The organism is Arthrobacter sp. NPDC097144 (genome assembly GCF_044762205.1).
Taxonomy (GTDB): Bacteria; Actinomycetota; Actinomycetes; order Actinomycetales; family Micrococcaceae; genus Arthrobacter_B.
Genome location: NZ_JBIWDW010000002.1, coordinates 366,141 through 388,327 on the forward strand (window position 1 = coordinate 366,141; position 22,187 = coordinate 388,327).

Annotated in this window: 18 protein-coding genes; 12 read left to right on the forward strand and 6 right to left on the reverse strand. The window is 65.5% G+C overall.

Annotated elements, in window-relative coordinates; all coding sequences use genetic code 11:
• Positions 1–93 precede the first annotated feature (93 nt).
• Complete coding sequence (leuS, locus tag ACIQXM_RS05400) at positions 94–2,592, forward strand: leucine--tRNA ligase (protein ID WP_400928672.1); 2,499 nt, start codon at positions 94–96, stop codon at positions 2,590–2,592.
• 63 nt (positions 2,593–2,655) lie between these two features.
• A complete protein-coding gene (locus ACIQXM_RS05405; protein ID WP_400928674.1) occupies positions 2,656–3,633 on the forward strand; it encodes a DegV family protein in 978 nt (325 codons plus the stop codon).
• Positions 3,634–3,671: 38 nt separating this feature from the next.
• Here ACIQXM_RS05405 and ACIQXM_RS05410 read toward each other — a convergent pair whose 3' ends face one another.
• Positions 3,672–4,166: a hypothetical protein gene (locus ACIQXM_RS05410; RefSeq protein WP_400928677.1), complete on the reverse strand. Its 495-nt coding sequence runs from the start codon at positions 4,164–4,166 to the stop codon at positions 3,672–3,674.
• Positions 4,167–4,533: 367 nt separating this feature from the next.
• Between ACIQXM_RS05410 and bsh the strand changes: the two genes are divergently transcribed.
• From bsh to holA, 5 genes are all read left to right on the forward strand, one after another.
• Positions 4,534–5,481, forward strand: a complete 948-nt coding sequence (gene bsh, locus ACIQXM_RS05415) for a choloylglycine hydrolase (protein WP_400928680.1) — start codon at positions 4,534–4,536, stop codon at positions 5,479–5,481.
• Positions 5,482–5,786: 305 nt separating this feature from the next.
• Positions 5,787–6,572, forward strand: a complete 786-nt coding sequence (locus ACIQXM_RS05420; protein ID WP_400928683.1) for a helix-hairpin-helix domain-containing protein — start codon at positions 5,787–5,789, stop codon at positions 6,570–6,572.
• Between the two features lie 385 nt (positions 6,573–6,957).
• Positions 6,958–9,507 carry a ComEC/Rec2 family competence protein gene (locus ACIQXM_RS05425; protein ID WP_400928686.1) on the forward strand — a complete coding sequence of 850 codons (2,550 nt, stop codon included), beginning with the start codon at positions 6,958–6,960 and terminating at the stop codon, positions 9,505–9,507.
• Between the two features lie 140 nt (positions 9,508–9,647).
• Entirely contained in the window at positions 9,648–10,490 is an 843-nt protein-coding gene (locus ACIQXM_RS05430; RefSeq protein WP_400928689.1) for a transporter substrate-binding domain-containing protein, read from the forward strand.
• Positions 10,491–10,609: 119 nt separating this feature from the next.
• Positions 10,610–11,644: a DNA polymerase III subunit delta gene (gene holA / locus ACIQXM_RS05435; RefSeq protein ID WP_400928692.1), complete on the forward strand. Its 1,035-nt coding sequence runs from the start codon at positions 10,610–10,612 to the stop codon at positions 11,642–11,644.
• A 128-nt stretch (positions 11,645–11,772) separates the two neighbouring features.
• Here the strand turns inward: holA and rpsT are convergent, their stop codons facing one another.
• Together rpsT and ACIQXM_RS05445 are read right to left on the reverse strand one after the other, a co-directional pair.
• The gene (gene rpsT / locus ACIQXM_RS05440; protein ID WP_400928694.1) at positions 11,773–12,033 is read right to left on the reverse strand and encodes a 30S ribosomal protein S20; all 261 of its coding nucleotides are present in this window, start codon (positions 12,031–12,033) and stop codon (positions 11,773–11,775) included.
• Positions 12,034–12,273: 240 nt separating this feature from the next.
• A complete protein-coding gene (locus tag ACIQXM_RS05445; RefSeq protein ID WP_400928697.1) occupies positions 12,274–12,906 on the reverse strand; it encodes a type II toxin-antitoxin system PemK/MazF family toxin in 633 nt (210 codons plus the stop codon).
• Positions 12,907–13,080: 174 nt separating this feature from the next.
• Here ACIQXM_RS05445 and lepA point away from each other — a divergent pair, with 174 nt between their 5' ends.
• Positions 13,081–14,934 (forward strand): translation elongation factor 4, encoded by a 1,854-nt coding sequence (lepA, locus tag ACIQXM_RS05450; protein ID WP_400928700.1) that lies wholly within the window; start codon positions 13,081–13,083, stop codon positions 14,932–14,934.
• Complete coding sequence (gene hemW / locus ACIQXM_RS05455) at positions 14,931–16,163, forward strand: radical SAM family heme chaperone HemW (RefSeq protein WP_400928702.1); 1,233 nt, start codon at positions 14,931–14,933, stop codon at positions 16,161–16,163. Before lepA ends, hemW begins: the two co-directional genes overlap by 4 nt.
• A 136-nt stretch (positions 16,164–16,299) precedes the next feature.
• Here hemW and ACIQXM_RS05460 read toward each other — a convergent pair whose 3' ends face one another.
• Positions 16,300–16,725 (reverse strand): DUF4870 domain-containing protein, encoded by a 426-nt coding sequence (locus tag ACIQXM_RS05460; RefSeq protein WP_400928705.1) that lies wholly within the window; start codon positions 16,723–16,725, stop codon positions 16,300–16,302.
• A 150-nt stretch (positions 16,726–16,875) separates the two neighbouring features.
• Positions 16,876–17,718: a DUF3097 domain-containing protein gene (locus ACIQXM_RS05465; RefSeq protein WP_400928708.1), complete on the reverse strand. Its 843-nt coding sequence runs from the start codon at positions 17,716–17,718 to the stop codon at positions 16,876–16,878.
• 201 nt (positions 17,719–17,919) lie between these two features.
• On the opposite strand from ACIQXM_RS05465, the gene hrcA reads away from it, so the two are divergent.
• From hrcA to ACIQXM_RS05480, 3 genes are all read left to right on the forward strand, one after another.
• A complete protein-coding gene (gene hrcA, locus ACIQXM_RS05470) occupies positions 17,920–18,933 on the forward strand; it encodes a heat-inducible transcriptional repressor HrcA (protein ID WP_400928711.1) in 1,014 nt (337 codons plus the stop codon).
• Between the two features lie 132 nt (positions 18,934–19,065).
• The gene (dnaJ, locus tag ACIQXM_RS05475; RefSeq protein ID WP_400928714.1) at positions 19,066–20,211 is read left to right on the forward strand and encodes a molecular chaperone DnaJ; all 1,146 of its coding nucleotides are present in this window, start codon (positions 19,066–19,068) and stop codon (positions 20,209–20,211) included.
• 1 nt (position 20,212) lies between these two features.
• Positions 20,213–20,977 (forward strand): 16S rRNA (uracil(1498)-N(3))-methyltransferase, encoded by a 765-nt coding sequence (locus ACIQXM_RS05480; protein ID WP_400928717.1) that lies wholly within the window; start codon positions 20,213–20,215, stop codon positions 20,975–20,977.
• A gap of 82 nt (positions 20,978–21,059) precedes the next feature.
• Here ACIQXM_RS05480 and ACIQXM_RS05485 read toward each other — a convergent pair whose 3' ends face one another.
• Positions 21,060–22,001 (reverse strand): GerMN domain-containing protein, encoded by a 942-nt coding sequence (locus ACIQXM_RS05485; RefSeq protein WP_400928720.1) that lies wholly within the window; start codon positions 21,999–22,001, stop codon positions 21,060–21,062.
• Between the last annotated feature and the right edge of the window lie 186 nt (positions 22,002–22,187).

Below are 22,187 nucleotides of genomic sequence, written 5' to 3' on the forward strand. Positions count from 1 at the left end.
GAGCATGGCGAAACGTGAGTTTTAAGCGGCGGGACCGGCAGGGACCGGCGGCCGCGGATCAACAGGATTTCTTTGAGGACAGAGGCGACAACAGTGAGTACGCAGTCACAGACGGATGAGTCTGAAGAGGCCGTCTACAGTTTTGCGGACATCGAGCAGAAATGGCCGGCGGTCTGGGACGAGCTCGGCGTCTTCCAGCCAGCCGACGACGGTTCCAAGGAACGCCGCTATGTGCTGGACATGTTCCCGTACCCCTCCGGTGACCTGCACATGGGCCACGCCGAAGCGTTTGCCATGGGCGACGTCGTCGCGCGGTACTGGCGCCAGCGCGGCTACGACGTGCTGCACCCGATCGGCTGGGACTCCTTTGGCCTGCCGGCGGAAAACGCGGCCATCAAGAACAATGCGCACCCCAGCGACTGGACCTACCGCAACATTGACACGCAGGCGGCATCCTTCAAGCGCTACGCCATTAGCGTGGACTGGTCGCGCCGGATCCAGACCTCGGACCCGGAGTACTACCGCTGGACGCAGTGGTTGTTCAAGCGTTTCTACGAGCGGGGCCTGGCTTACCGCAAGAACTCCCCGGTCAACTGGTGCCCCAAGGACCAGACCGTGCTGGCGAACGAGCAGGTAGTCAACGGAGCCTGCGAACGCTGCGGTACCCAGGTCACCAAGAAGTCGCTGAACCAGTGGTACTTCAAGATCACCGATTACGCGGACCGCCTGCTTGATGACATGGACCAGCTCAAGGGCCACTGGCCCGAGCGTGTGCTGGCCATGCAGAAGAACTGGATTGGCCGCTCCGAAGGCGCGCACGTCCGCTTCACCATCGAGGCCGACGGCGACAAGCCGGCCGAGCAGGTCACCGTCTTCACCACCCGCCCGGATACCCTCGCCGGGGCAACGTTCTTTGTGGTGGCAGCCGACGCCCCGCTGGCGGTTGAGTTGACCACTGACGAGAACATGGACGCCCTGCTGGATTACCGTGAGCAGGTCAAGGCGCTCTCGGACATCGAACGCCAGTCCACCGAGCGCACCAAGACCGGCGTTTTCACCGGCCGCTACGCCGTGAACCCGCTCAACGGCGAAAAGCTGCCCGTCTGGGCAGCCGACTACGTGCTGGCCGACTACGGCACCGGCGCCATCATGGCCGTGCCCGCGCATGACCAGCGCGACCTGGACTTTGCCAAGACCTTCGACCTGCCCGTGAAGGCAGTCCTGGACACCGGCGAAGAAGATCCGGCCGAGTCCGGCATTGCCACCACCGGTGAAGGCACGCTGATCAACTCCGGGAAACTGGACGGAATGCCGAAGTCCGAGGCCATTCCCGCCGCCATCGAGATGCTGCAGGAGCAGGGCACGGGCGAGAAGTTCGTGAACTTCCGGCTGCGTGACTGGCTGCTGTCCCGCCAGCGGTTCTGGGGCACGCCCATCCCGATCATCCACTGCGAGAAGTGCGGCGAGGTTCCGGTCCCGGATGACCAGCTGCCCGTCACGCTGCCCACCGGGCTGAAGGGCGAGGCGCTGGCACCCAAGGGCACCTCCCCGCTGGCCTCCGCCGAGGACTGGGTCAACGTTTCCTGCCCCAACTGCGACGGTCCGGCCCGCCGCGACACGGACACCATGGACACCTTCGTGGACTCGTCCTGGTACTTCATGCGCTTCGTTTCCCCGCACTACACCGACGGACCGTTCGATCCGGAAGCCGCGAAGAACTGGATGCCCGTGGGCCAGTACGTGGGCGGCGTCGAACACGCCATCCTGCACCTGCTCTACGCGCGCTTCTTCACCAAGGTGGTCCATGACATGGGCCTGCTGGAAGCAAGCGAGCCCTTCAGCTCGCTGCTGAACCAGGGCCAGGTCCTGAACGGCGGCAAGGCCATGTCCAAGTCCCTGGGCAACGGGGTGGACCTGGGCCAGCAGCTGGACAAGTACGGCGTCGACGCCGTGCGCCTGACCATGATCTTCGCTTCCCCGCCGGAGGACGACGTCGACTGGGCGGATGTTTCGCCGTCGGGCTCCGCGAAGTTCCTGGCCCGCGCCTGGCGCCTGGGCCAGGGTGTCACCAGCGAACCCGGCGTCGACTTCGCCAAGGGCGACAAGAAGCTGCGCGCGCTGACGCACCGCACGGTTGCCGACGCCACCGAGCTGCTGGAGAACAACAAGTTCAACGTGGTGGTGGCCCGGACCATGGAACTGGTCAACGCCACCCGCAAGGCGATCGACTCCGGCGTCGGCGGAGCGGACCCCGCGGTCCGCGAAGCCGCCGAAACCGTGGCGATCATCCTGAGCCTGTTCGCCCCGTACACCGCCGAGGACCTGTGGGCCCTGCTGGGCCGTCCGGCCTCCGTGGTCAACGCCGGCTGGCCCGCCGTGGATGAAACGCTGCTGGTCCAGGACACGGTTACCGCCGTCGTCCAGGTCCAGGGCAAGGTGCGCGACCGCCTCGAGGTGTCCGCGGACATCAGCGAGGAGGACCTGCGCGAACTGGCGCTGGCTTCCGACGCCGTGCAGAAGGTCCTGGACGGGCGCCGAATCCGCACCGTGATCGTGCGCGCGCCGAAGCTCGTGAACATCGTTCCGGCGTAGGCTGGCGCTTTTACAGGAAGTACGGCGCGGCCGCAGCGCGGAGCGCGGCGATACGAGGGGCGGATGAACGTGGACTGGCTGGACAAGCTGAGTGCGCGCGCGAAACGGAGGCGGCTCCGGGAAACCGGTGCCGCCCCCGTGCCCCGCGTTGGCGTGGTCACGGATTCAGCCGCCGCGTTGCCGGCTGGCTGGGCACGTTCCGCCGAGGTCACCGATCTGGTGCGCGTGGTATCCATGCCGGTCATGATTGGCGACCAGATTTACAGTGAGGGCACCGACCGCCTGGCCGGTGCCCTCGCGCTGGCTTTGGCACAGGGCTCCGATGTGCGGACCTCGCGTCCGGCTCCGGGCCAGTTTGAGGCTGCCTACGCAGAACTCGCCGCCCTGGGCTGCAGTTCAGTGGTGTCACTGCATATGTCCGGAGAATTGTCCGGAACAGTGGATTCCGCCCGGCTGGCGGCCCGCTCCGCCTCTCTCCCGGTCACCGTCGTCGATACGGCCAGCGTGGCGATGGGTCTGGGCTTCGCCGTGACGGCGGCTGCGGAAACAGCGCGGGACGGAGGTTCGGCTGCGGCGGTGGAGGCCGCGGCCCGCGCTGCCGCCGCCTCCAGTGCCATTCTCTTTTATGTACCCAGCCTCGACCAGCTGCGCCGCGGCGGCCGGATTGGGGCAGCGGCGGGCTGGTTCGGCACCCTGTTTGCCGTCAAGCCGATCCTGGTGGTGAAGGCAGGCAAGGTGGTTCCGCTGGAACGGGTACGTTCGGCGCCCCGGGCGCTGGCCCGGCTCACCGAACTGGTCCAACAGGAAATCGCTGCACGGCCCGGTCCGGTGCGGGTGGCTGTGCATCACTTTGGCAATGAATCCGAGGCCGAGCGGCTGGCCGGAGCCATCGAGGAGACATCTCCGGACGTTGAGCTGATGATCTGCTCGCTGCCGGCCGTCCTGGCGGCCCACGCAGGGCTGGGGGTTTTGGCGGTGGCGGTAGCCGGGGACTCCGGCGTTCCGCCGCAGATGCAGGCTCCCGGGCCGGAGACTGCGTAGGGCGCTCTGTCGCGGCCGCGGGCCTTCGGTCAGCGGTCCTAGCCGCGGGCTTGAACCGGGTTGGCGAACGGCAGCCTGCCGTGAACCTGCAGGAACTGCGCATGGCAGGCCGCCAGCGCAGCGTTGAGTTTCTCCGCCGGCAGTTCTTTCCACGCCAGCAGCAGGTCTTCCGCGTCGGCGAGCTGCCAGATCAGCCTCCCGTCCCAGTGCCCCGTGGGCCGTCCGTTTCCAAAGTCCACGAATTCGGAGATCTGGCGGCGAAGCCCGCGGTTCCCCTTGCTGCCGGGGCTGGCTTTGCCGATGAACAGGACATCTGCATCCGGTACCCATTCGGCCGAGAGCTGGTCCTTCGAAAGGGACGGATTTTTCTTCTTGAAGGTGCCGGCAGTGCTTTGGGGAAGGAACCGGGGCTCAAATCCGGAGGGCCGCAGCACCACGAAGATCCCCTGACGCTGCGGAATCCGGTTGATGTCGAGGGCCGCAATGGGCCGGAATCCGGTGAACCCGTCGGCAGTGAGGGATTTCTTGTTCAACGGCTGTGGGCTCCTGGATTTGTATGCGGTATCTTGCCGGCGGAGCACCCCTGCTGCGGGGTGATTCGCACCTTCGATAGTACCGGGCCGTGCTCTGGACGCTTCCACCGATTGCGCGCAGCTTCCTCTATGCCGGCTGCTGCAGTAACCACACAGGAATGCACTGGATGAATACGATCCGCCCGGGCCCGGATTGACTCATCCCCCTGACACCGGCAGGGGGTCCGGACCTAAGCTGAACGGGGCAGGGGGATACGGGTTGGACAACCGGCCCGGATCACTTCGGTTTACCCCTCGAGCGCCCCGCGCAGGGCCACCGGACAAGCGAGGCCTTTGGCAGAGTTTCGTAATAACAGGGAGCATCGATATGTGCACAGGCATCAGGTACACGGACGGCAATGACAACGTCTATTTCGCGCGCAACCTTGACTGGACCTCGGACTTCGGGGAACGGGTGGTGGTGACTCCCACCGGTTATGCCACCAAGTCTCCGTTCGGTGTGGTGCCGCGCATGCAGCACGCCGTAATCGGCATGGGCATTGTGCAGGAGGACACGCCGCTGTACTTCGACTGCGGCAACGATGTGGGCCTGGCTGTTGGCGGCCTGAATTTTCCGGGATACGCGCACTACGCTCCGGGGCCGGTTGACGGCAAGACGAACGTTGCCGCATTTGAGTTCCCGCTCTGGGTTGCTTCCCAGTTCAGCACTGTGGACGAGGTCGAGGCGGCACTGGAAAACGTGGTCATCGTGGACCGGCCCATCAATGACAAATATCCGAGCTCGCTCCTGCACTGGCTGATTGTCGACAAGACCCGTGCCATCGTGGTGGAGCATACGAGTGAAGGCATGAACGTCTTCCACAACGACGTCGACGTCCTCACCAACCAGCCCGGTTTCGGCTGGCACCATGAAAACCTCCGCAACTACCTCAACACGTCCCCGGACTTCCCGGAGGAGGTTGTGATCAACCAGGCGCATCTGACGCCGTTCGGATCCGGATCGCTCATGCGGGGGATACCGGGCGATTACTACTCTCCGTCCCGGTTCGTCCGCGCGGCCTATGTCAACGCGCACTATCCGCAGAAGACCACTGAGGAGGAGAACGTCAGCCGTGCGTTCCACACCCTGCAGCAGATTGCGATGGTGGAGGGCAGTGCCGCCATGGGGTCCGGCGAGTTCGAAAAGACCACGTACACCGGGCTCTTCTCCTCCCGGACCATGACCTATTACTGGAACACGTACGACGACCCGGCTATCCAAAGCGTCGCGATGGCGGATTACAAGGCAGATGGGACAGAGATCGCGGTCGTTTAACCTGGCTTCCTGGATTCAAGGCATCCTGCACAGGGTGCCTTGAATCCAGGCAGAGCAGTGGTTTTGCACAGTGCAGGTCCGCGCCGTTTGCAGCAGCCCGGAGCCGCCCTAACTTTGCCTGCATGGCAGAACACCGCTGGGACACCGCACCCTCCGCATCGAGGCTGAACCATCCGTGGCCGGCATCAGGGGCCCCGGAAGCGGAACCGCCTCCGGTCCCGGGAGCCGAGGGCCTTCCCAGGGAAGCTGGTGCCCCGGATAGAGCGGGCGAACGGGGCAGTCTTCCGGTGCCGCGGCGCTGGATGATGTCCTTTCGTGCTGCAGCCCTGGCGGTTTGCCTGCTGGTGGGGATTACCGCCGGCGTGGTGGTCTTCAAGGGGGCCGGGGAAGGTACCGAGGTCAGCAGTGTTGAGCTGGCTTCTGACGGTCCGAAGGGTGGAGATCCCTCAGCAGGTACCAGTGCAGGCTCCGCCGCAGATGCCGAAGACGATGGAGCCGTTGGATCTCCCGCCGGTTCGGGAGCCGGCGCTGAGGACGCGTCCCGGAAGGGCCCGGCGGGGGTTTCCGCTGAACCGGCAGCAGGGGAGTTACCCGCTGATCCGTCGGTACTGGTCATCCATGTTGCCGGGGCAGTGGGCCGTCCCGGCGTCGTCCACGTGCCCTCCGGCAGCAGGACCGTCGACGCCGTGGACGCGGCCGGAGGAGCGGCGGCTGATGCGGACCTCACCGCGGTGAACCTCGCGGCGCCGCTGCAGGACGGCATGATGGTCATCGTTCCCCGGGTAGGTGAAACTCTTGAAAACCCCGTACCCGTCGCCGCTCCGCCGGCCGGCGCAGCGGCGGGCGGAGGGACGGATCCAGGCGGAACCGGGGGGACGGCGCCGGTTCCCGGGTCGGGTGCCCTGATCAACATCAACTCGGCCTCCCTGCAGGAACTTGATGCCCTCCCCCGGGTGGGGCCGGTCATCGCGCAGCGGATCATCGACTGGCGGGCCGATCACGGGAAGTTTGCCCGCCCCGAAGATCTGGACGCAGTTCCCGGCATAGGAGAAGCGATGCTGGCCGCGCTGCTTCCTCTTATTGCGGTCTGACAGCTGCCCGGTGACGAGGGGACACGGGTCTCAGGGGCCGGGAGAAGCTGCCCGCACAGGAGCAGGGCAACCGCTGCGGCGTGATCTTCACCAGCCCGGCCGGTGGCAGCGATACACCAGTGCAGCTATTCGCGGTCCCGGATCGGGCGAAACAGGGCCGGGCGAAACAGGGCCGGGCGAAGCAGGATCGGGTGAAACACGAACGCCTTCTGCGGAGAGCCCGCTTCGCGCAAGACACCCTGGATCCGGCATCCGGCCGCCGCGCTTCCTCCATGGAGTACTTCCAAACCAAGACCGACTCGCGGGCCTTGGGCAACGCCTGCGCGGCCTGGTGCCGGAGCGGCCGGACGAGAGCCGAATCCGTCCGCTGCTGGAGTTGAGGCTTGTGCCGTCAGCGGCAGCGTCATGGGGCACGGCGGCGCTCGCGGTCCGTTCGGACAGCAGCGCCGCCAAGACGGTTGGGGCCGTCCTCGCCGTCGTGTCGCTGATCCTTGTGGTCCTCGTTCTCGTTTCGGGGAGAAACCGGGTCCCGGGTGGGAGAACCAGCGGCTCGCGTCTCATCTTCGGAACTGCTGCCCGGGCTGCCGCGGTTCCTCTGGCGGCCGCAGCGCTGGTCTGTGTGTGCTCCGGCATCCTGCTCGCTGAGCGCACTGCCGGTCCCGTCGCGGCCGCCATAGCTGACGGAAGTTCGATTACCGGCACATTCCGGGCGACCACGGACTCGCGTTCCGCAGCGGCCGACCGCTTCAGCGGCGGCCCCCGGTACGTCACGGAGGCCGTGCTGGAGGAAGCGACCGGAGACGGCAGGAAGTTCTCCGCCGCAGCAACGGTTCTGGTGATCGGCGGCAGCGGTTACGCACAAGTTCAGCTGGGAGACCGGTTCCGCGCAGCCGGGTCCCTGCAGGCCACCGATTCCGGGGAACGGTCGGTGGCCCTGCTGTACGCAAACGGGCAGCCGGAGGTGCAGGCGGCAGGCGGCTGGTATGGCGAAACGGCGCGCATCCGGGCAGCCTTCACCGCGGCCGCCCGGGAACGTGCGGGGATCATCGGCAATGATGCGGCCGGACTGCTCCCGGGTATGGTTCTGGGGGACCGGAGCGCCCTGGATGACTCGGTGGAATCCGCCATGAAAAACACGGGCCTGACTCATATTGTTGCCGTCTCCGGAGCCAACTGCGGATATCTGCTGGCCTTTGTTTTTCTCGTGGCCAGGGCGGCGAGACTGCCGCGCGGGGTGGCCGCTGCCGCCGGAGTTACAGCTCTGCTGGGATTTGTCCTGGTGGTACGCCCTGATGCCAGTGTCCTGCGGGCGGCAGTCATGGGCAGCCTCGGTACGCTCGCTGTGCTGTCCGGGCGGGGCAAGCTTCCCGCTGCACTGCTGAGCCTTTCCATCACGGTCCTGCTGGCCGTGGATCCCTGGCTCAGCGGCAGCTACGCGTTCATCCTCTCGGTTCTGGCGACGGCGGGGCTGGTGCTGCTTGGTCCGCGGCTGACCGAAGTCCTCGCCCGCGGCCTGCCGTGGCCGGTGGCAGCTGCCCTCGCCGTGCCGCTGGCCGCCCAGTTTTTCTGTTCTCCGGTCCTTGTGCTCCTGCAGCCGCAGGTACCGGCGTTCTCCCTGCCAGCCAACGTGGCTGTGGCACCTGTGGTGCCTCTGGTGACAGTGGTCGGCATGCTCGCAGCGGTTGCCGCGGCGTCGGTTCCGGCTGCGGCCGGGCCGCTGGTGGTCCTTTCAGGAGGCGGTGCAGCATGGATGGCCATGGTCGCGAAGTTCTTCGACGGCTTGCCCGGATCGCTGCTGCCGTGGCCGCCGGGGACTTCGGGGGTTCTCCTGATGGCGGCCGCCGCCGGTGCCGGTGTCTGGCTGTTGTGGCGAGTCGGACCGTCCGGTGAGGGGAAGCCGAGTGCTGTGGCCGTGGGGTCAAACACCCGCCGTGGGGGAGCTTCCGCGGCACGCCGGGTGCGCGGGACAGGAAACGCCGGGCAGCAGGCCATGGTGGGGGCAGCCCCGGCACGGATCCGGGAGGCACGCCCGCGCTGGCTCGCTTTCGCAGCAGTGCTCCTGGTCCTGCCTGCCCTGGGTGCCGCTGCGTGGACGCATCTGCACCCCGGTGCCGTATCCCCCGGATGGATAGCCGCCGCCTGCGATGTGGGGCAGGGGGACGGTTTGGTGGTGCGCACGGCGGCACACCGGGCCGTGGTCATTGACGCCGGGCCCGATCCGGAGATGATGGACCGCTGCCTCACCCGGCTGCAGGTGGAGGTTGTTGACCTGTTTATCCTTTCTCACGCCCACCTGGACCACTACGGCGGAGCCGCGGGTGTGCTGCGCGGCCGTACGGTTCAACAGATCGCCTATTCGTCGGCGGAGCCGGATCTGCCCGCCCCGCTCCAAGAGGTTCTGGAAGGTTCAGGAGCCGAAATGACCCGGCTGACCGAGGGTATGGGAACCCGGACCGGTGCTGCTGAATGGAACGTCCTTTGGCCGGAGGCGGGCAGTGCACCCGCGAACGAAAACGATGCCAGCTCCGTAATTTTGATGACCGTGGACCCTGTGGCGGCACTGACTGAGAACGGCCAGCAGACGCAGGCTGATGACGGCGCCCGATTAACCATTCTGCTGACCGGAGACATTGAAGAAGATGCGTCCGCCGTCCTGCTCTCCCGGCATGCCGAGTTACGACGTGTGGACGTGGACGTCCTCAAGGTTCCCCATCACGGTGCCCGCAACGGCGGTACAGCACTGATCGATGCGCTGGCCCCGCGGCTGGCGCTGATCTCAGTCGGTGCTGACAATGACTATGGGCATCCCGGACCGGAAATCCTTCAAGCCCTAGATTCCAACGGAACGGTTGTCGCCCGGACGGATCAGCTGGGTTCGGTTAGTCTCACCATGGATGGGTCTACGCTGCACATTGCCCGGACGGCCGGAAAGTAACGCCCGGGGTTCTCTTTCCTGTTTTGCCCAGAACTTTCCTTCTGTTCCGGACCTTTCCTTCGGGATCCGTGCGAAAGCTGGGTATGCTCGGCCCAGTGGCCGCAGGAGCCCCGAAGCTTCAGGAAGAAAGCAGGTCCCGCATGAAAATTAATCCCCTCAGTGCATTCATTGGTGTGTCCCTGGTTGTCCTTACCGGGTGTACATCTGCTGCGGAGCCGGGTGACAGCCCCAGTCCCAGCCCGAGCGCCGTCAGCAGCGGGGACGCCGCACCCGGGCAGGAATCCCGGCTGGATGCTGTGTTGGCCAACGGCACTGTGAAAGTCTGCACCACAGGTGACTACAGGCCTTTTACCTATCTCGATCCGGCAACAGGTGAATGGAGCGGTATCGACATAGAGATGGCCAAAGACCTGGCAGCCAAAATGGACGTGGACGTTGAGTATGTTCAAACCTCCTGGGCCACCTTGATGCCGGACTTCCTGAGCAAATGCGACATCGCCGTCGGCGGCATTTCCATCTCCATGGAACGCGCGGAGCAGGCTTTCTACACCACGGCTACGCTGGACGAAGGAAAGACCCCCATAACGCTGTGTGAAAATGTGGACAAATACGACACGGTCGAAGAAATAAATCAGCCCGGAGTACGGTCGATCACCCCTATCGGCGGCACCAATGAGAAGTTTGCTGACGCGAATTATCCGAACGGCGATATCATCCGTTTCGAAGATAACAATGCCATCTTTGATGAGATCATCGCCGGCCGTGCGGATGTGATGACTACGGATGCGTCCGAGACTCTGTGGGTTGCCAACGAACATCCCCAGCTGTGCGCAGTACATCCGGAAAACCCGTTCAACTTCTCGCAAAAGGCGTATCTCCTCCCGCGCGGAGACGCTGTCTTTCAGGAATATCTGAACCAGTGGCTGAACATGAGCTTCAACGACGGAACCTACGAAGCTGCAAAGGCGCCCTGGTTCGGGTAGGAGCCAGGGGGAAGGGCCGCGCTGCACGCTGCCAGGATGGCCGCGCCGTGAAGGCGGGCAGGTAATCTTGAAGTGTTTCCGTTTCCCTAAACGTTTCCCATCCCAGGAGTCTGTTCGCTGTGAATCCGGCCGTCCCGTCCAAGCGCAGCCCCGCGAAATCCGCCGGCAAGTCCGCAGGAAAGACCGTTTCCTGGCGTGAGGTGGAACCGGCGCCCGTGGTGCTGCTCAGCGGTCCCGAGGACTATCTGGCCGGCCGGGCCCTGGAACGGATCCGAACCACGCTCCGCCAGGCGCAGCCGGACACGGAGATTGTCCGGCTGGACGCTTCTGCCTACGCCGGCGGGGAACTGACGCTGCATTCCAGTCCGTCGCTGTTCGGTGAGGCAAAGCTGATCGAAGCCTCCAACCTGGCCGCGATGAACGATGAATTCCTGATGGACACCTTGGCCTACCTCACCGATACCGCACCCGATACCGTGCTGGTCCTGCATCATGGCGGCGGCAACCGCGGCAAGAAACTCCTGGATGCGGTCAAAGCCGCCGGCGCGCCGGTGGTGGACTGCCAGCCGTTCAAGAAGGACGCCGAGAAGCTGGACTTCGTCTCCCAGGAATTCAAAGCCGCACGCCGCCGCATTGATCCCGCTGCCGCGCGTGCCCTGGTTGCCGCAGTGGGATCAAAGCTGGCGGACCTGGCAGCGGCCTGCCGGCAGCTGATTAACGATGCCACCGGGGAGATCACCGAGGAGCTTGTCGAGAAGTACTACGGCGGCCGGGTGGAAGCCACAGCCTTCAAGGTTGCCGATGCGGCGCTGGCAGGCCGCGGAGGACAGGCTCTGTCCATGCTCCGCCACGCGCTGGACACCGGCGTGGACCCCGTGCCGCTGGTTGGTGCGCTGGCCATGAAGGTCCGTGCCGTCGCCAAGGTGGCAAACCTGCGCGGTTCCTCTGCCTCCATGGCCAAGGAACTGGGCATGGCACCGTGGCAGGTGGACCAGGCCCGGCGGGATGCCCAGCATTGGTCCCAGGAGTCGCTCATCAAGGCCGTGCAGGTGCTGGCCGAAGCTGATGCCCAGGTCAAGGGTGCCGGGCGCGATCCGGTATACGCCGTCGAGCACGCGGTTACCGTCATTTCCCTGGCCGCCGCCGGCCGCTAAAGCTGCAGGACCGGCGGAAGTGGCGGGGGCGGCGGTCCGCCCCTGTCTGCCCAACGGCCGGTTAAAGCAGTCTGGCCGGTCCCGAGGGGACCGGCCAGACTGATGAAGACTAAAGCAAAAACAACGGCTTAGAGCGCGCGGACCTTCTTGGAGATGGCCGACTTGCGGTTGGCAGCATTGTTCTTGTGGATGACACCCTTGCTGACAGCCTTGTCCAGCTTGCGGCTGGCAGTGGCCACCGCTGCGACTGCTGCATCCTTGTCGTTGGCCTTCAAGGCAACGTCAACGGAGCGGATTGCGGTCTTCAGCTCGGACTTCACCGAGTTGTTACGCAGGCGCGCCTTCTCGTTGGTGAGGATGCGCTTCTTCTGGGACTTAATATTGGCCACTTATATAAACTCTCTTTGTATTGCGGACTTGGTCGGTGAGGGAATTTCAGCGCAGACATTGACTGAGCGGCGTGGGGATACCGTAATGGCGCCTGAACTGAAGTGCCCGTCGACCTGCGCGGACACACAGCAATAAATGTTAGCAGAACTTGGGCCCGAAGGCCCATTGACGGTGGAGAGCGGCCGACGTTGTTTCCCCTCCCGGGTGCGCGGCCGGGCCCCGCGGTGCAGGTCTGCGGATCAGTTGCGGGTGGAGAAACGCCGGGCAACGCGCTGAAAAGCAGCTGCGGGCATAACGGACCCCTGCCGCCGGACAGCGCCCGGATCCAGCTGCAGCACGCGGTCCAGCTTGACCTCACTCGGCCGGCCCTGGTTGTCCCAGGGCCCGGATCCCACATCCACATAGTCCGGATCCGATTCCCGGGCATTGTTGCGGTCACGGGTGGTCATCATCAGGGCCAGCAGCTTGGATCCGCTGCGGCCGATCAGCAGCACCGGGCGGTCCTTGCCCTGCGAGTAGTCATCCTCGTAGGGCACCCAGGCCCACACCACCTCACCCGGATCGGGTGCTCCGTCCGGCGAGGGAGCATAAACGGGGGTGACCTTGCCCCGGTAGTCACCGGGGTAAGTGCCCAGGGCAGCAGGCTTGCCGGCAGGGGAGGACGTGGTGCCGGCGGATCTGCCGCCGGATTTTGGCGCAGACTTCGGCGGCGCAGACCTCGGAGATGCAGATTTCGGCCGGGCGGTCGTGTTCCGGGAACGGGGCTGCCCCGTCCGGGGAGAAGTCCCCGTCCCGGAACCGGGTTCGGGCCGGGTCAGCAGGCGGATGGCCGTGCGGGCCAGGGAAAGCAGGGAGCGGCTTGAGAAGGGCATCACCCCACGCTATTACGTTCTGCGGTTCCAGTGCGGGCTGGCATTCGTGGGAGACTGTTAATTCAGTAGATAACCCACCAGGAAAAACCGACGAACCGCGCCTTATCCGGTTCCGGCACGCGGCCTCCGCCGCGGCCGCCGTGAAGTCCTGTGAACAGTAAAGGAACCGCCACAGTGTCACCTATGGCCCGCTTCTCACCGGTGCCTGCCGCGACGGATCCGGCGATCATCAGAAACTTCTGCATCATCGCCCACATTGACCACGGCAAGTCCACCCTGGCCGACCGCATGCTCCAGTCCACCGGCGTCGTTGAGCATCGGAACATGAAGGCCCAGTATCTGGACCGCATGGACATTGAGCGTGAGCGCGGCATCACCATCAAGTCCCAGGCCGTGCGCATGCCGTGGGAGCTCGACGGCCAGTCCTACGCCCTGAACATGATCGATACGCCCGGCCACGTGGACTTCACCTATGAAGTATCCCGTTCCCTGGCGGCCTGCGAAGGTGCGATCCTGCTGGTGGACGCCGCCCAGGGCATCGAAGCCCAGACGCTGGCCAATCTGTACCTGGCCATGGAAAACGACCTGACGATCATCCCGGTCCTGAACAAGATTGACCTCCCGGCAGCGCAGCCGGAGAAGTACGCCGAGGAACTGGCGAAGCTGATCGGCGGCGATCCGGCGGACGTCCTGAAGGTTTCCGGTAAAACCGGTGTGGGCGTTGAAGCCCTCCTGGACCAGATTGTCCGCGAGATTCCGGCACCGCAGGGTGACCCCAACGCTCCCGCCCGCGCCATGATCTTCGACTCCGTGTATGACACCTACCGCGGAGTGGTCACCTATGTCCGCGTGATTGACGGCTCCCTGTCACCGCGCGAACGCATCCAGATGATGTCCACCCGGGCCAGCCACGAACTCCTTGAAATCGGCGTCAGCTCCCCGGAACCCACCCCCTCCAAGGGGCTGGGTGTCGGCGAGGTGGGCTACCTGATCACCGGTGTGAAGGACGTCCGCCTCTCCAAGGTCGGCGACACCGTCACCAACCTGGCCAAGCCGGCCACGGAATCGCTGCCCGGCTACGCAGATCCCAAGCCCATGGTGTTCTCCGGGCTGTACCCCATCGACGGCGCGGACTATCCGGTGCTGCGCGAGGCGCTGGAAAAGCTGATGCTCAACGACGCCGCGCTGGTCTACGAACCTGAGACGTCGGCGGCGCTGGGCTTCGGTTTCCGCGTGGGCTTCCTGGGCCTGCTGCACCTGGAAATCACCCGTGAACGGCTCGAGCGCGAGTACAACCTGGACCTGATCTCCACCGCGCCCAACGTGGAGTACGAGGTGACGCTGGAGGACAAAAAGGTGGTCACCGTGACCAACCCCAGCGAGTACCCCGAAGGCAAGATCAAAGAGGTCCGCGAGCCGATGGTCTCCGCCACCATCCTGGCGCCGAACGAATTTGTCGGCGCCATCATGGAGCTGTGCCAGGCCCGCCGCGGAGTCCTCGGCGGCATGGACTATCTCTCCGAAGACCGGGTGGAAATCCGGTACCGCCTCCCGCTGGCCGAGATCGTCTTCGACTTCTTCGACATCCTCAAGTCCAAGACCCGCGGCTATGCTTCGCTGGACTGGAAGGCCGACGGCGACCAGGTTGCCGACCTGGTCAAGGTGGACATCCTGCTCCAGGGCGAACAGGTGGACGCCTTCAGCTCCATCACCCACAAGGACAAGGCCTACGCCTATGGCGTGATGATGACCGGGAAGCTGCGCGAACTCATTCCGCGGCAGCAGTTCGAGGTGCCTATCCAGGCTGCCATCGGCTCCCGGATCATTGCCCGCGAATCCATCCGGGCCATCCGCAAGGACGTGCTCGCCAAGTGCTACGGCGGTGACATCAGCCGTAAGCGCAAGCTGCTGGAAAAGCAGAAGGAAGGCAAGAAGCGCATGAAGATGGTGGGACGCGTTGAAGTTCCCCAGGAAGCCTTTGTGGCTGCACTTTCCTCCGACGACTCCAAGGACAAAGCCAAGAAGTGACACCCAGCGCATTACCCCTCGGAGATCCGGCACCGGCCGACGGTCTCCTGCCCGCACAGGCCGCAGACGGAGCCGCAGACCGGAATTTTGGGCTCTACGTCCACATTCCGTTCTGCTCCGTCCGCTGCGGCTACTGCGATTTCAACACCTACACCGCCACGGAGCTTGGCGGCGGCGCCTCGCAGGCCGCCTACGGCGCTACGGCCGCACGTGAGGTGGTTTTCGCCGCGGACGCACTGCGCCGCTCGGGGATGCCCGAGCGGCCAATGGGCACCGTCTTCTTCGGCGGCGGCACGCCCACCCTGCTGCCCGCCGAGGACCTGGCCGGCATCCTGAAAACGGCTGTTGACGCGTGGGGCCTGGCGCCCGGCGCCGAGGTCACCACCGAAGCGAACCCTGACTCCGTCACTCCGCAGTCCCTGCAGCTGCTGGCGGATGCGGGGTTCACCCGCGTGTCCTTCGGCATGCAGTCGGCCGTTCCGCACGTCCTGGCCGTCCTGGACCGCACGCATACGCCGTCGCGCGTTCCGGAGGCCGTGAAGTGGGCGCGCGATGCCGGACTGCACGTGAGCGTGGACCTCATCTACGGGACGCCCGGAGAATCGATGGAGGACTGGAAGGTCTCCGTCAATGAGGCCCTGAGCTACGAGCCGGACCACATTTCCGCCTACGCCCTGATCATCGAGGAGGGCACCAAGCTCGCCGCGCGCATGCGGCGCGGCGAAGTGCCGCCCATCGACGACGACGACCACGCGGACAAATACCTGGCGGCCGATGAAATGATGGCCGCCGCGGGCCTGTCCTGGTATGAGGTCAGCAACTGGGCCCGGACTCCGGCTGACCAGTGCCGCCACAACCTGGCCTACTGGCGCAGCGATGACTGGTGGGGGATCGGCCCCGGCGCCCATTCCCACGCCGGCGGCGTGCGCTGGTGGAACGCCAAGCATCCCACCGCCTATGCCCAGCGCATCGGGGCAGGGGAGTCCCCCGCCGTCGGGCGTGAAACCCTCGACGCCGAAACCCGGTACGTGGAAGACATCATGCTGCGCACGCGGCTGGCCGAAGGGCTGGAACTGTCCCGGCTGAAGGAAACCGGCCGGCTGGCCGTTGCCGGCCTGATGGCGGACGGCCTGGTGGACGCGAAGGCTGCGCTTACGGGCCGGGTGCTGCTGACGACCAAGGGCCGCCTGCTGGCGGACGCCGTCGTGCGACGCCTGCTGCCGGACTGACCCGCTGGCGGGGATGCTGCGAAGGGCACGGAGCTGACACAGTCCTGAACGCGGAGAAGGGCCCCCGGGCCGGTACAAACGCCGGCCCGGGGGCCCTTTTTGTCAGCCGCCGGCATGTGACCGCCGGCAGCGCAGGCTAGGGGATGCGGCGCAGGTTCCAGCGGTAGCGGTACGGGCGTCCGCGGTTGACCTCAATACCGGCGATCATCGAGGACACTGCAATGGCAACCCACAGCAGGGCGTTGACAATGGCGAAGAACCCGCCGATCACCGGAATGAAGGAGAGCAGCCACGCCGCCAGGGCAATGAGGGTGGGAGGCAGGGTGAAGTTCAGTGCCTCCTTGGACTCCTGTGCCGTGAACGGTCCGCGGTAGCGGAAGACCAGGTAGATGATCAGCGACGGAATGAATCCCAGGATTCCGCCGAAGTGGGCCACGGTTGCCCACTGCCGGTCCTCGGACGCGGTCAGGGGCAGCGCATTTGCCGGGGCGCCCTGATATGCGGGACGCTCCCCGCCCCGTTCACTGGGCTGGGGGTGGGGATTGGAGCGGGTATTCGACACTGCTGTTTCCTTTTGACTCTGGACGCGTGGGTCTTCGCCTCTGGTTCCCGGTGAGACTGTACGGATCGGGGTCGGCCGGCTGGGGTATTTCTCATCTAGGGTACTGGTTCCGGAGCCTGGAGCCCGCAACGGCGCGGCGGCCGCACGCCGCTAGGGGACGGTCAGGAAGTCAATAACTTCCTCCACCCGCCCCAGCAGCGAGGGTTCCAGATCGGAATAGGAGCTTACGCTTCCCAGGAGTTTCTTCCAGCCAATCGCCACGTCCGTGTGGTCGCGGTGCGGCCAGCCCAGGCCCTTGAGAATGCCGGTTTTCCAGTCCTCATGGCGGGGAACCACAGGCCAGGCCGGCAGCCCGATGGTGCCGGGCTTGATGGCCTGCCACACGTCCACGTAGGGGTGGCCCACAATCAGCACGTTGCCGCGCGCACCCGGAACCGCCATGGCTTCGGCGGCAATCCGGGATTCCTTGGACCCGGCCACCAGATGATCCACCAGGATCCCCAGCCTGCGGCCCGGTCCCGGCGCAAAGTCCCGGACCGCCGCGTGCAGGTCATCCACGCCGTGGAGCGGCTCAACCACGATCCCCTCCACCCGCAGGTCATCGCCCCACACCTTTTCCACCAGCTCGGCGTCGTGCTTTCCTTCCACCCAGATGCGGCTGGCCCGGGCGGTCCGCGCCCGCACGTTGTCCACCCGCACGGAGCCCGACGCCGTCCGCCGCGATACGGGAGCCGCGGCCTTCACCGCGGGCACCACTTCCACCGGCTCGCCGTCGAGCAGGAACCCGAAGCCCAGCTCAAAGGACTTGGTCTTGCCGCGCCGGTCCTCCAGCACCATCAGGTGCAGTCCGCCGGATTTCTCCACCCGCACGACGGCGCCCACCCACCCGGTCTGCACGTCCTCGAGCACCAGGCCCATTTCCGCTCCCACCTTGGGCAGCACGCGCCGGGCCGGGGCGCTGATGTCCTGCGGCCCCCACGAAAAATTCGACACGGGTGTAGTCCTCACTCTGGGTGCTCCGGCTGGTTTCCGCGTCCGTTCGGCGGACGCGGGCACGGGAGCTTCAATGCTAGCAACGCCGCCGATCCGTATTAGACTTAGCACTTGAGCATGGTGAGTGCTAACCGTCATTCTTCAGTGCATGCAGTGATTCGGTGTGCAAAGCCGAAGGCCGTCAACGAGGGAGGGAAAACCATGAGTGAACCACGCAGACTCGAGGTGCTCCGGGCCATTGTTGAGGACTACGTCCATTCGCGGGAGCCGGTGGGTTCCAAGGCCCTGGTGGAGCGCCACCAGCTGGGCGTCTCCAGTGCCACCATCCGCAATGACATGGCCGCCCTTGAAGAAGAAGGCCTGATTGTTGCGCCGCACACGTCCGCCGGCCGCATCCCCACTGACAAGGGCTACCGCCTGTTCGTGGACCAGATTTCAGACGTCAAGCCGCTGTCCGCAGCTGAGCGCCGGGCCATCCAGTCCCTGCTGGAGGGCGCGGAAGACCTCGACGACGTCATGGAACGGACCGTCCGGCTGCTTTCGCAGCTGACCAACCAGGTGGCGGTCCTGCAGTATCCGCATCTGGGCAGCGCCCAGGTCCGGCACATCGAATTTGTCCTCCTGGCCCCGGCGCAGGTGCTGGTGGTCTTGATCTCCACCACCGGGCGGGTGGAGCAGCGCGTCATCACCGTTCCGGACCAGGTAACCGAGCCGGACCTGCTGGAGCTGCGCCAGCACTTCCTGTCCACGCTTGGCGGAACCCCGCTGACCCGCATCACCGGACAGCTGACCGACTGCCTGGCCCTGGTTCCGGCCCGCAAGCGCCGCAATGCCGCCGCCCTGGCCCATGCCCTGGAACAGCTGGCCGGAATCAACCGCGAAGACCGCATGGTGATGGCCGGCACCGCAAACCTGGCGCGCTCCACAGTAGACTTTCCCCTGACAATCGGTCCGATTCTGGAGGCACTTGAGGAACAAGTTGTCATGCTCCGGTTGTTGTCGGAAATGGAACAGGACGCCAGGGGTGTCTCTGTCCGGATCGGGCGTGAGAACCCGCACGGTTCCCTCTCCGAGGCATCGGTGGTTGCCACGGGTTACGGACCCGATGCTTCGGCAAAGGTGGGAGTGCTCGGCCCCACCCGCATGGACTACCCCAACACCATGGCCACGGTCCGGGCCGTGGCCCGTTATCTTTCCCGGATCTTGAACAACTAGAAAAGCGTTAGAGAATACATCAGCAGTACGCCGGCCGCGGCCGCCAGCGCGGCACCGGCCGGCGGACGCCTTCTCACCGAGGGCGGCGCGAAGAACGCGGCTACTGCCAATTACAGGAAGCGATGTGCACGAGTGAGCGATCACTACCAGGTCCTTGGCGTCGAACGCGATGCCACGGGAGAAGAAATCAAGAAGGCGTACCGGAAGCTTGCCCGCAAGCTGCACCCGGACGTCAACCCCGCTCCCGGAGCGCAGGACGAGTTCAAGGCCGTCACCCACGCCTATGAGGTCCTCGCTGACCCGCAGAAGCGCCGGATCTATGACACCACCGGAAACGAAAACGGCAATGACAACGGTTTCGGCGGCGGGGGTGCCGGCTTCGGCGGCCAGGGTTTCGGATTCCAGGACATCTTCGACACGTTCTTCGGCGGAGCAGCAGGCGGCGGCGGGCGCGGCCCCGCGTCCCGCACGCGCCGCGGCCAGGACGCCCTGATCAACGTTCGCATCGACCTGAAGGACGCCGTTTTCGGCACCAACAAGAAGATCGAAGTGGATACGGCCGTCACCTGCCCCACCTGCGACGGAAGCTGCTGCCAGCCGGGCACCTCGCCGCGCACCTGCGACATCTGCCACGGCACCGGCCAGGTGCAGCGTGCCGTGCGCTCCATCCTCGGCCAGGTCATGACCACCGCGCCCTGCGGATCCTGCCAGGGCTACGGAACGGTCATTCCGGACCCGTGCCACGAGTGCGCCGGTGAAGGCCGCGTCCGCAGCCGCCGCACCCTGAACATCAAGATCCCCGCCGGTGTTGCCACCGGTACCCGCATCCAGCTGGGCGGACAGGGTGAAGCCGGCACGGCCGGCGGACCCCAGGGAGACCTGTACGTGGAAATCCGGGTCAATGCCGATCCCACGTTTGTCCGCGAAGGCGATGACCTGCACGCCACCTTGACGGTTCCGATGACGGCGGCCGCCCTGGGCTCCAACATCAACTTTGAAACCTTCGACGGCGACCGCGAGATCGCGGTCAAGGCAGGTACCCAGTCAGGGGAGATCACCACGCTCAAGGGCCTTGGCGTAACTCACCTGCGCGGTTACGGCCGCGGAGACCTGCTGGTCCACCTGCACGTGGAAACCCCGCAGAAGCTGGACAGCGAGCAGGAGGAACTGCTGCGCAAGCTGGCACAACTGCGCGGCGAGGAATACGCAGAGGGCCGCCTGGCCGGAAACGGGACCGGCGTCTTTGCCCGGCTCCGGGACCGCCTGGGCAACCACTGAGATGACCAACCCCATTTTCTTCGGTGAACCGGACGCTGTCCGCTCCGCCGGGCCCGGGTCCGTGTTTGTGCTCGAAGGACCCGAGGCGCACCACGCCGTCGCCGTGAAGCGCCTGGCCCGGGGCGAGCAGGTGGACATTGTGGACGGCGCCGGCCGCCGGCTGACAGGCACCGTAGCTGCCGCTGAACCGTCCAGGCTGGAGGTCTCTGTGGAGACCGTCACCGAGGAAAATGAGGCCGCGGATACCCTGCTGCTCGTCCAGGCCCTCGCCAAGGGCGGCCGGGACGAGCAGGCCATTGAAGCAGCCACCGAGCTTGGCGTGCACGGGGTCATCCCCTGGCAGTCCGAGCGCAGCATTGTCCGCTGGCGTGCGGATAAGGCGGCCAAGGGCCGGATGAAATGGCAGGCAATCCTCACGGCGGCGGCCAAGCAGTCCCGCCGCTCACAGATTCCCCGGGCAGAGGAGATGCTGGACACCAAGGCCCTGGCCCGCAGGCTGGCGGACGTGGATCTGGTCCTGGTGCTTCATGAAGAAGCCGACGGCGCCCTGGTTCCGGCGGTGGACGAAGCGCGCCGCCAAAACGGCGGACAGCCGTTGAGCATCGCCGTCGTGGTGGGACCCGAGGGCGGCATCAGCAACGCCGAGGTTGACCTGCTCCGCTCAGGCGGGGCCGTGGCGGTTCGGCTGGGATCGCACGTACTGCGCTCTTCCACGGCCGGACCGGCGGCGCTGGCCGTCCTGAACCACGCGCTCGGGCGCTGGTAAGGCACCTTAGAGCCGCCGGTCCGGCGGCGCGTGTCACTGCCCTATTACTGGGTTAGTGGCCTGTTACTGGGTTACTGGCCTGTTACTGGGCCGGGGAGTGGATGGTGACGCGCTTGGAGTCCTCGTCCTGCCGGCCTGAGCCGTGGAAGACACTCACTTTGTATTCACCCGGCGGCAGCTCGGCGGTAAAGCTGAACAGGGAGGTTCCCCCTGCGGGGTCCTGCAGTTCCGCGTAACCGCTCTGCACGGCAGCCTCGGCGGGACGGCCGTCAACAATGGGTTCCGCCCGCCAGGAGAGCTGGCCGCCCTCGGATACGGCAGTGCCGTGGACCGTCAGGGCGGACTGTGACGCGGACCCTTCCTGCGGATCAATAATCCAGATGGGGGCCATTAGGGCCGGGTCACGCTCGAGCTGCCCTTCCAGGACTTCATGGCCGAAGGCCCGGTAGCCTGCCATCCCGTCCACCAGCAGCACCACCTGGGGGTCATGGCCCACCGTGGTGAGACCTGCATTTGATGCCGCAGCAGTGGCCGTGTACACGAGCTGCTGAACGGCACGGTGGGCGATTCCGGCATCAAGCGAAGCCTTGAAGGCATCGGAGGAGATGTCCACGGTAATGATGTTCTTGCCGGAGATGGAGGCGGTTACTCTTCCGGCCTTGTTCCAGGGGTTGAAATAGTCCGGGTCCAGCGGGCTTCCTGCCGTCATGGCCATGACCGCCTCCACAATAGGGTCACTGCTGGACTCGGCGGGCAGGAACTCGCGGTAGAGGAAGACATTGTCACCGTTCAGGCCCAGCCAGTACACGGGCAGGCGGCCCGGAGCAGGCTTTCCTTCTGACGGAGGAGTGGTGCCCAGCGGGGCGGCCAGCGAGCCCGCGGCCTCACTGAACTGGGTGGGCATGGTGGTGGTGGGAGTAACCGCAACCACCCCGCAGCCGCTGAGAAAAAGGGAGGAAGCGGCAGCCAGGCCCAGAAGTTTCCCGGGACGCAACAGATGTCGGTGCTGCGAAATTGCGCGCACGTATTTCCTCCTTTCGCCGATTGGTCGCTTTCCAGCTTGGCACACCCGAAAGCCCTGACCGGCGGTCTTAACCGTCCTGCGACCGGACTGAGACCTGATTGAGACGTGCCGGTTCCCGCCCGCAGCGGAATAAATGGGAGCAGACGAGCGCTGAGGCATCAAGTAATATTGAAGTGACTGTCTATT

What these genes read in the sequence shown, in the direction of transcription:
- ACIQXM_RS05480 (WP_400928717.1), top strand. Translation starts at nt 20,213, where the DNA reads ATGACCAACCCCATTTTCTTCGGTGAACCGGACGCTGTCCGCTCCGCC.
- hrcA (WP_400928711.1), top strand. Translation starts at nt 17,920, where the DNA reads ATGAGTGAACCACGCAGACTCGAGGTGCTCCGGGCCATTGTTGAGGAC.
- bsh (WP_400928680.1), top strand. Translation starts at nt 4,534, where the DNA reads ATGTGCACAGGCATCAGGTACACGGACGGCAATGACAACGTCTATTTC.
- ACIQXM_RS05430 (WP_400928689.1), top strand. Translation starts at nt 9,648, where the DNA reads ATGAAAATTAATCCCCTCAGTGCATTCATTGGTGTGTCCCTGGTTGTC.
- ACIQXM_RS05405 (WP_400928674.1), top strand. Translation starts at nt 2,656, where the DNA reads ATGAACGTGGACTGGCTGGACAAGCTGAGTGCGCGCGCGAAACGGAGG.
- ACIQXM_RS05420 (WP_400928683.1), top strand. Translation starts at nt 5,787, where the DNA reads ATGTCCTTTCGTGCTGCAGCCCTGGCGGTTTGCCTGCTGGTGGGGATT.
- ACIQXM_RS05445 (WP_400928697.1), bottom strand. Translation starts at nt 12,906, where the DNA reads ATGCCCTTCTCAAGCCGCTCCCTGCTTTCCCTGGCCCGCACGGCCATC.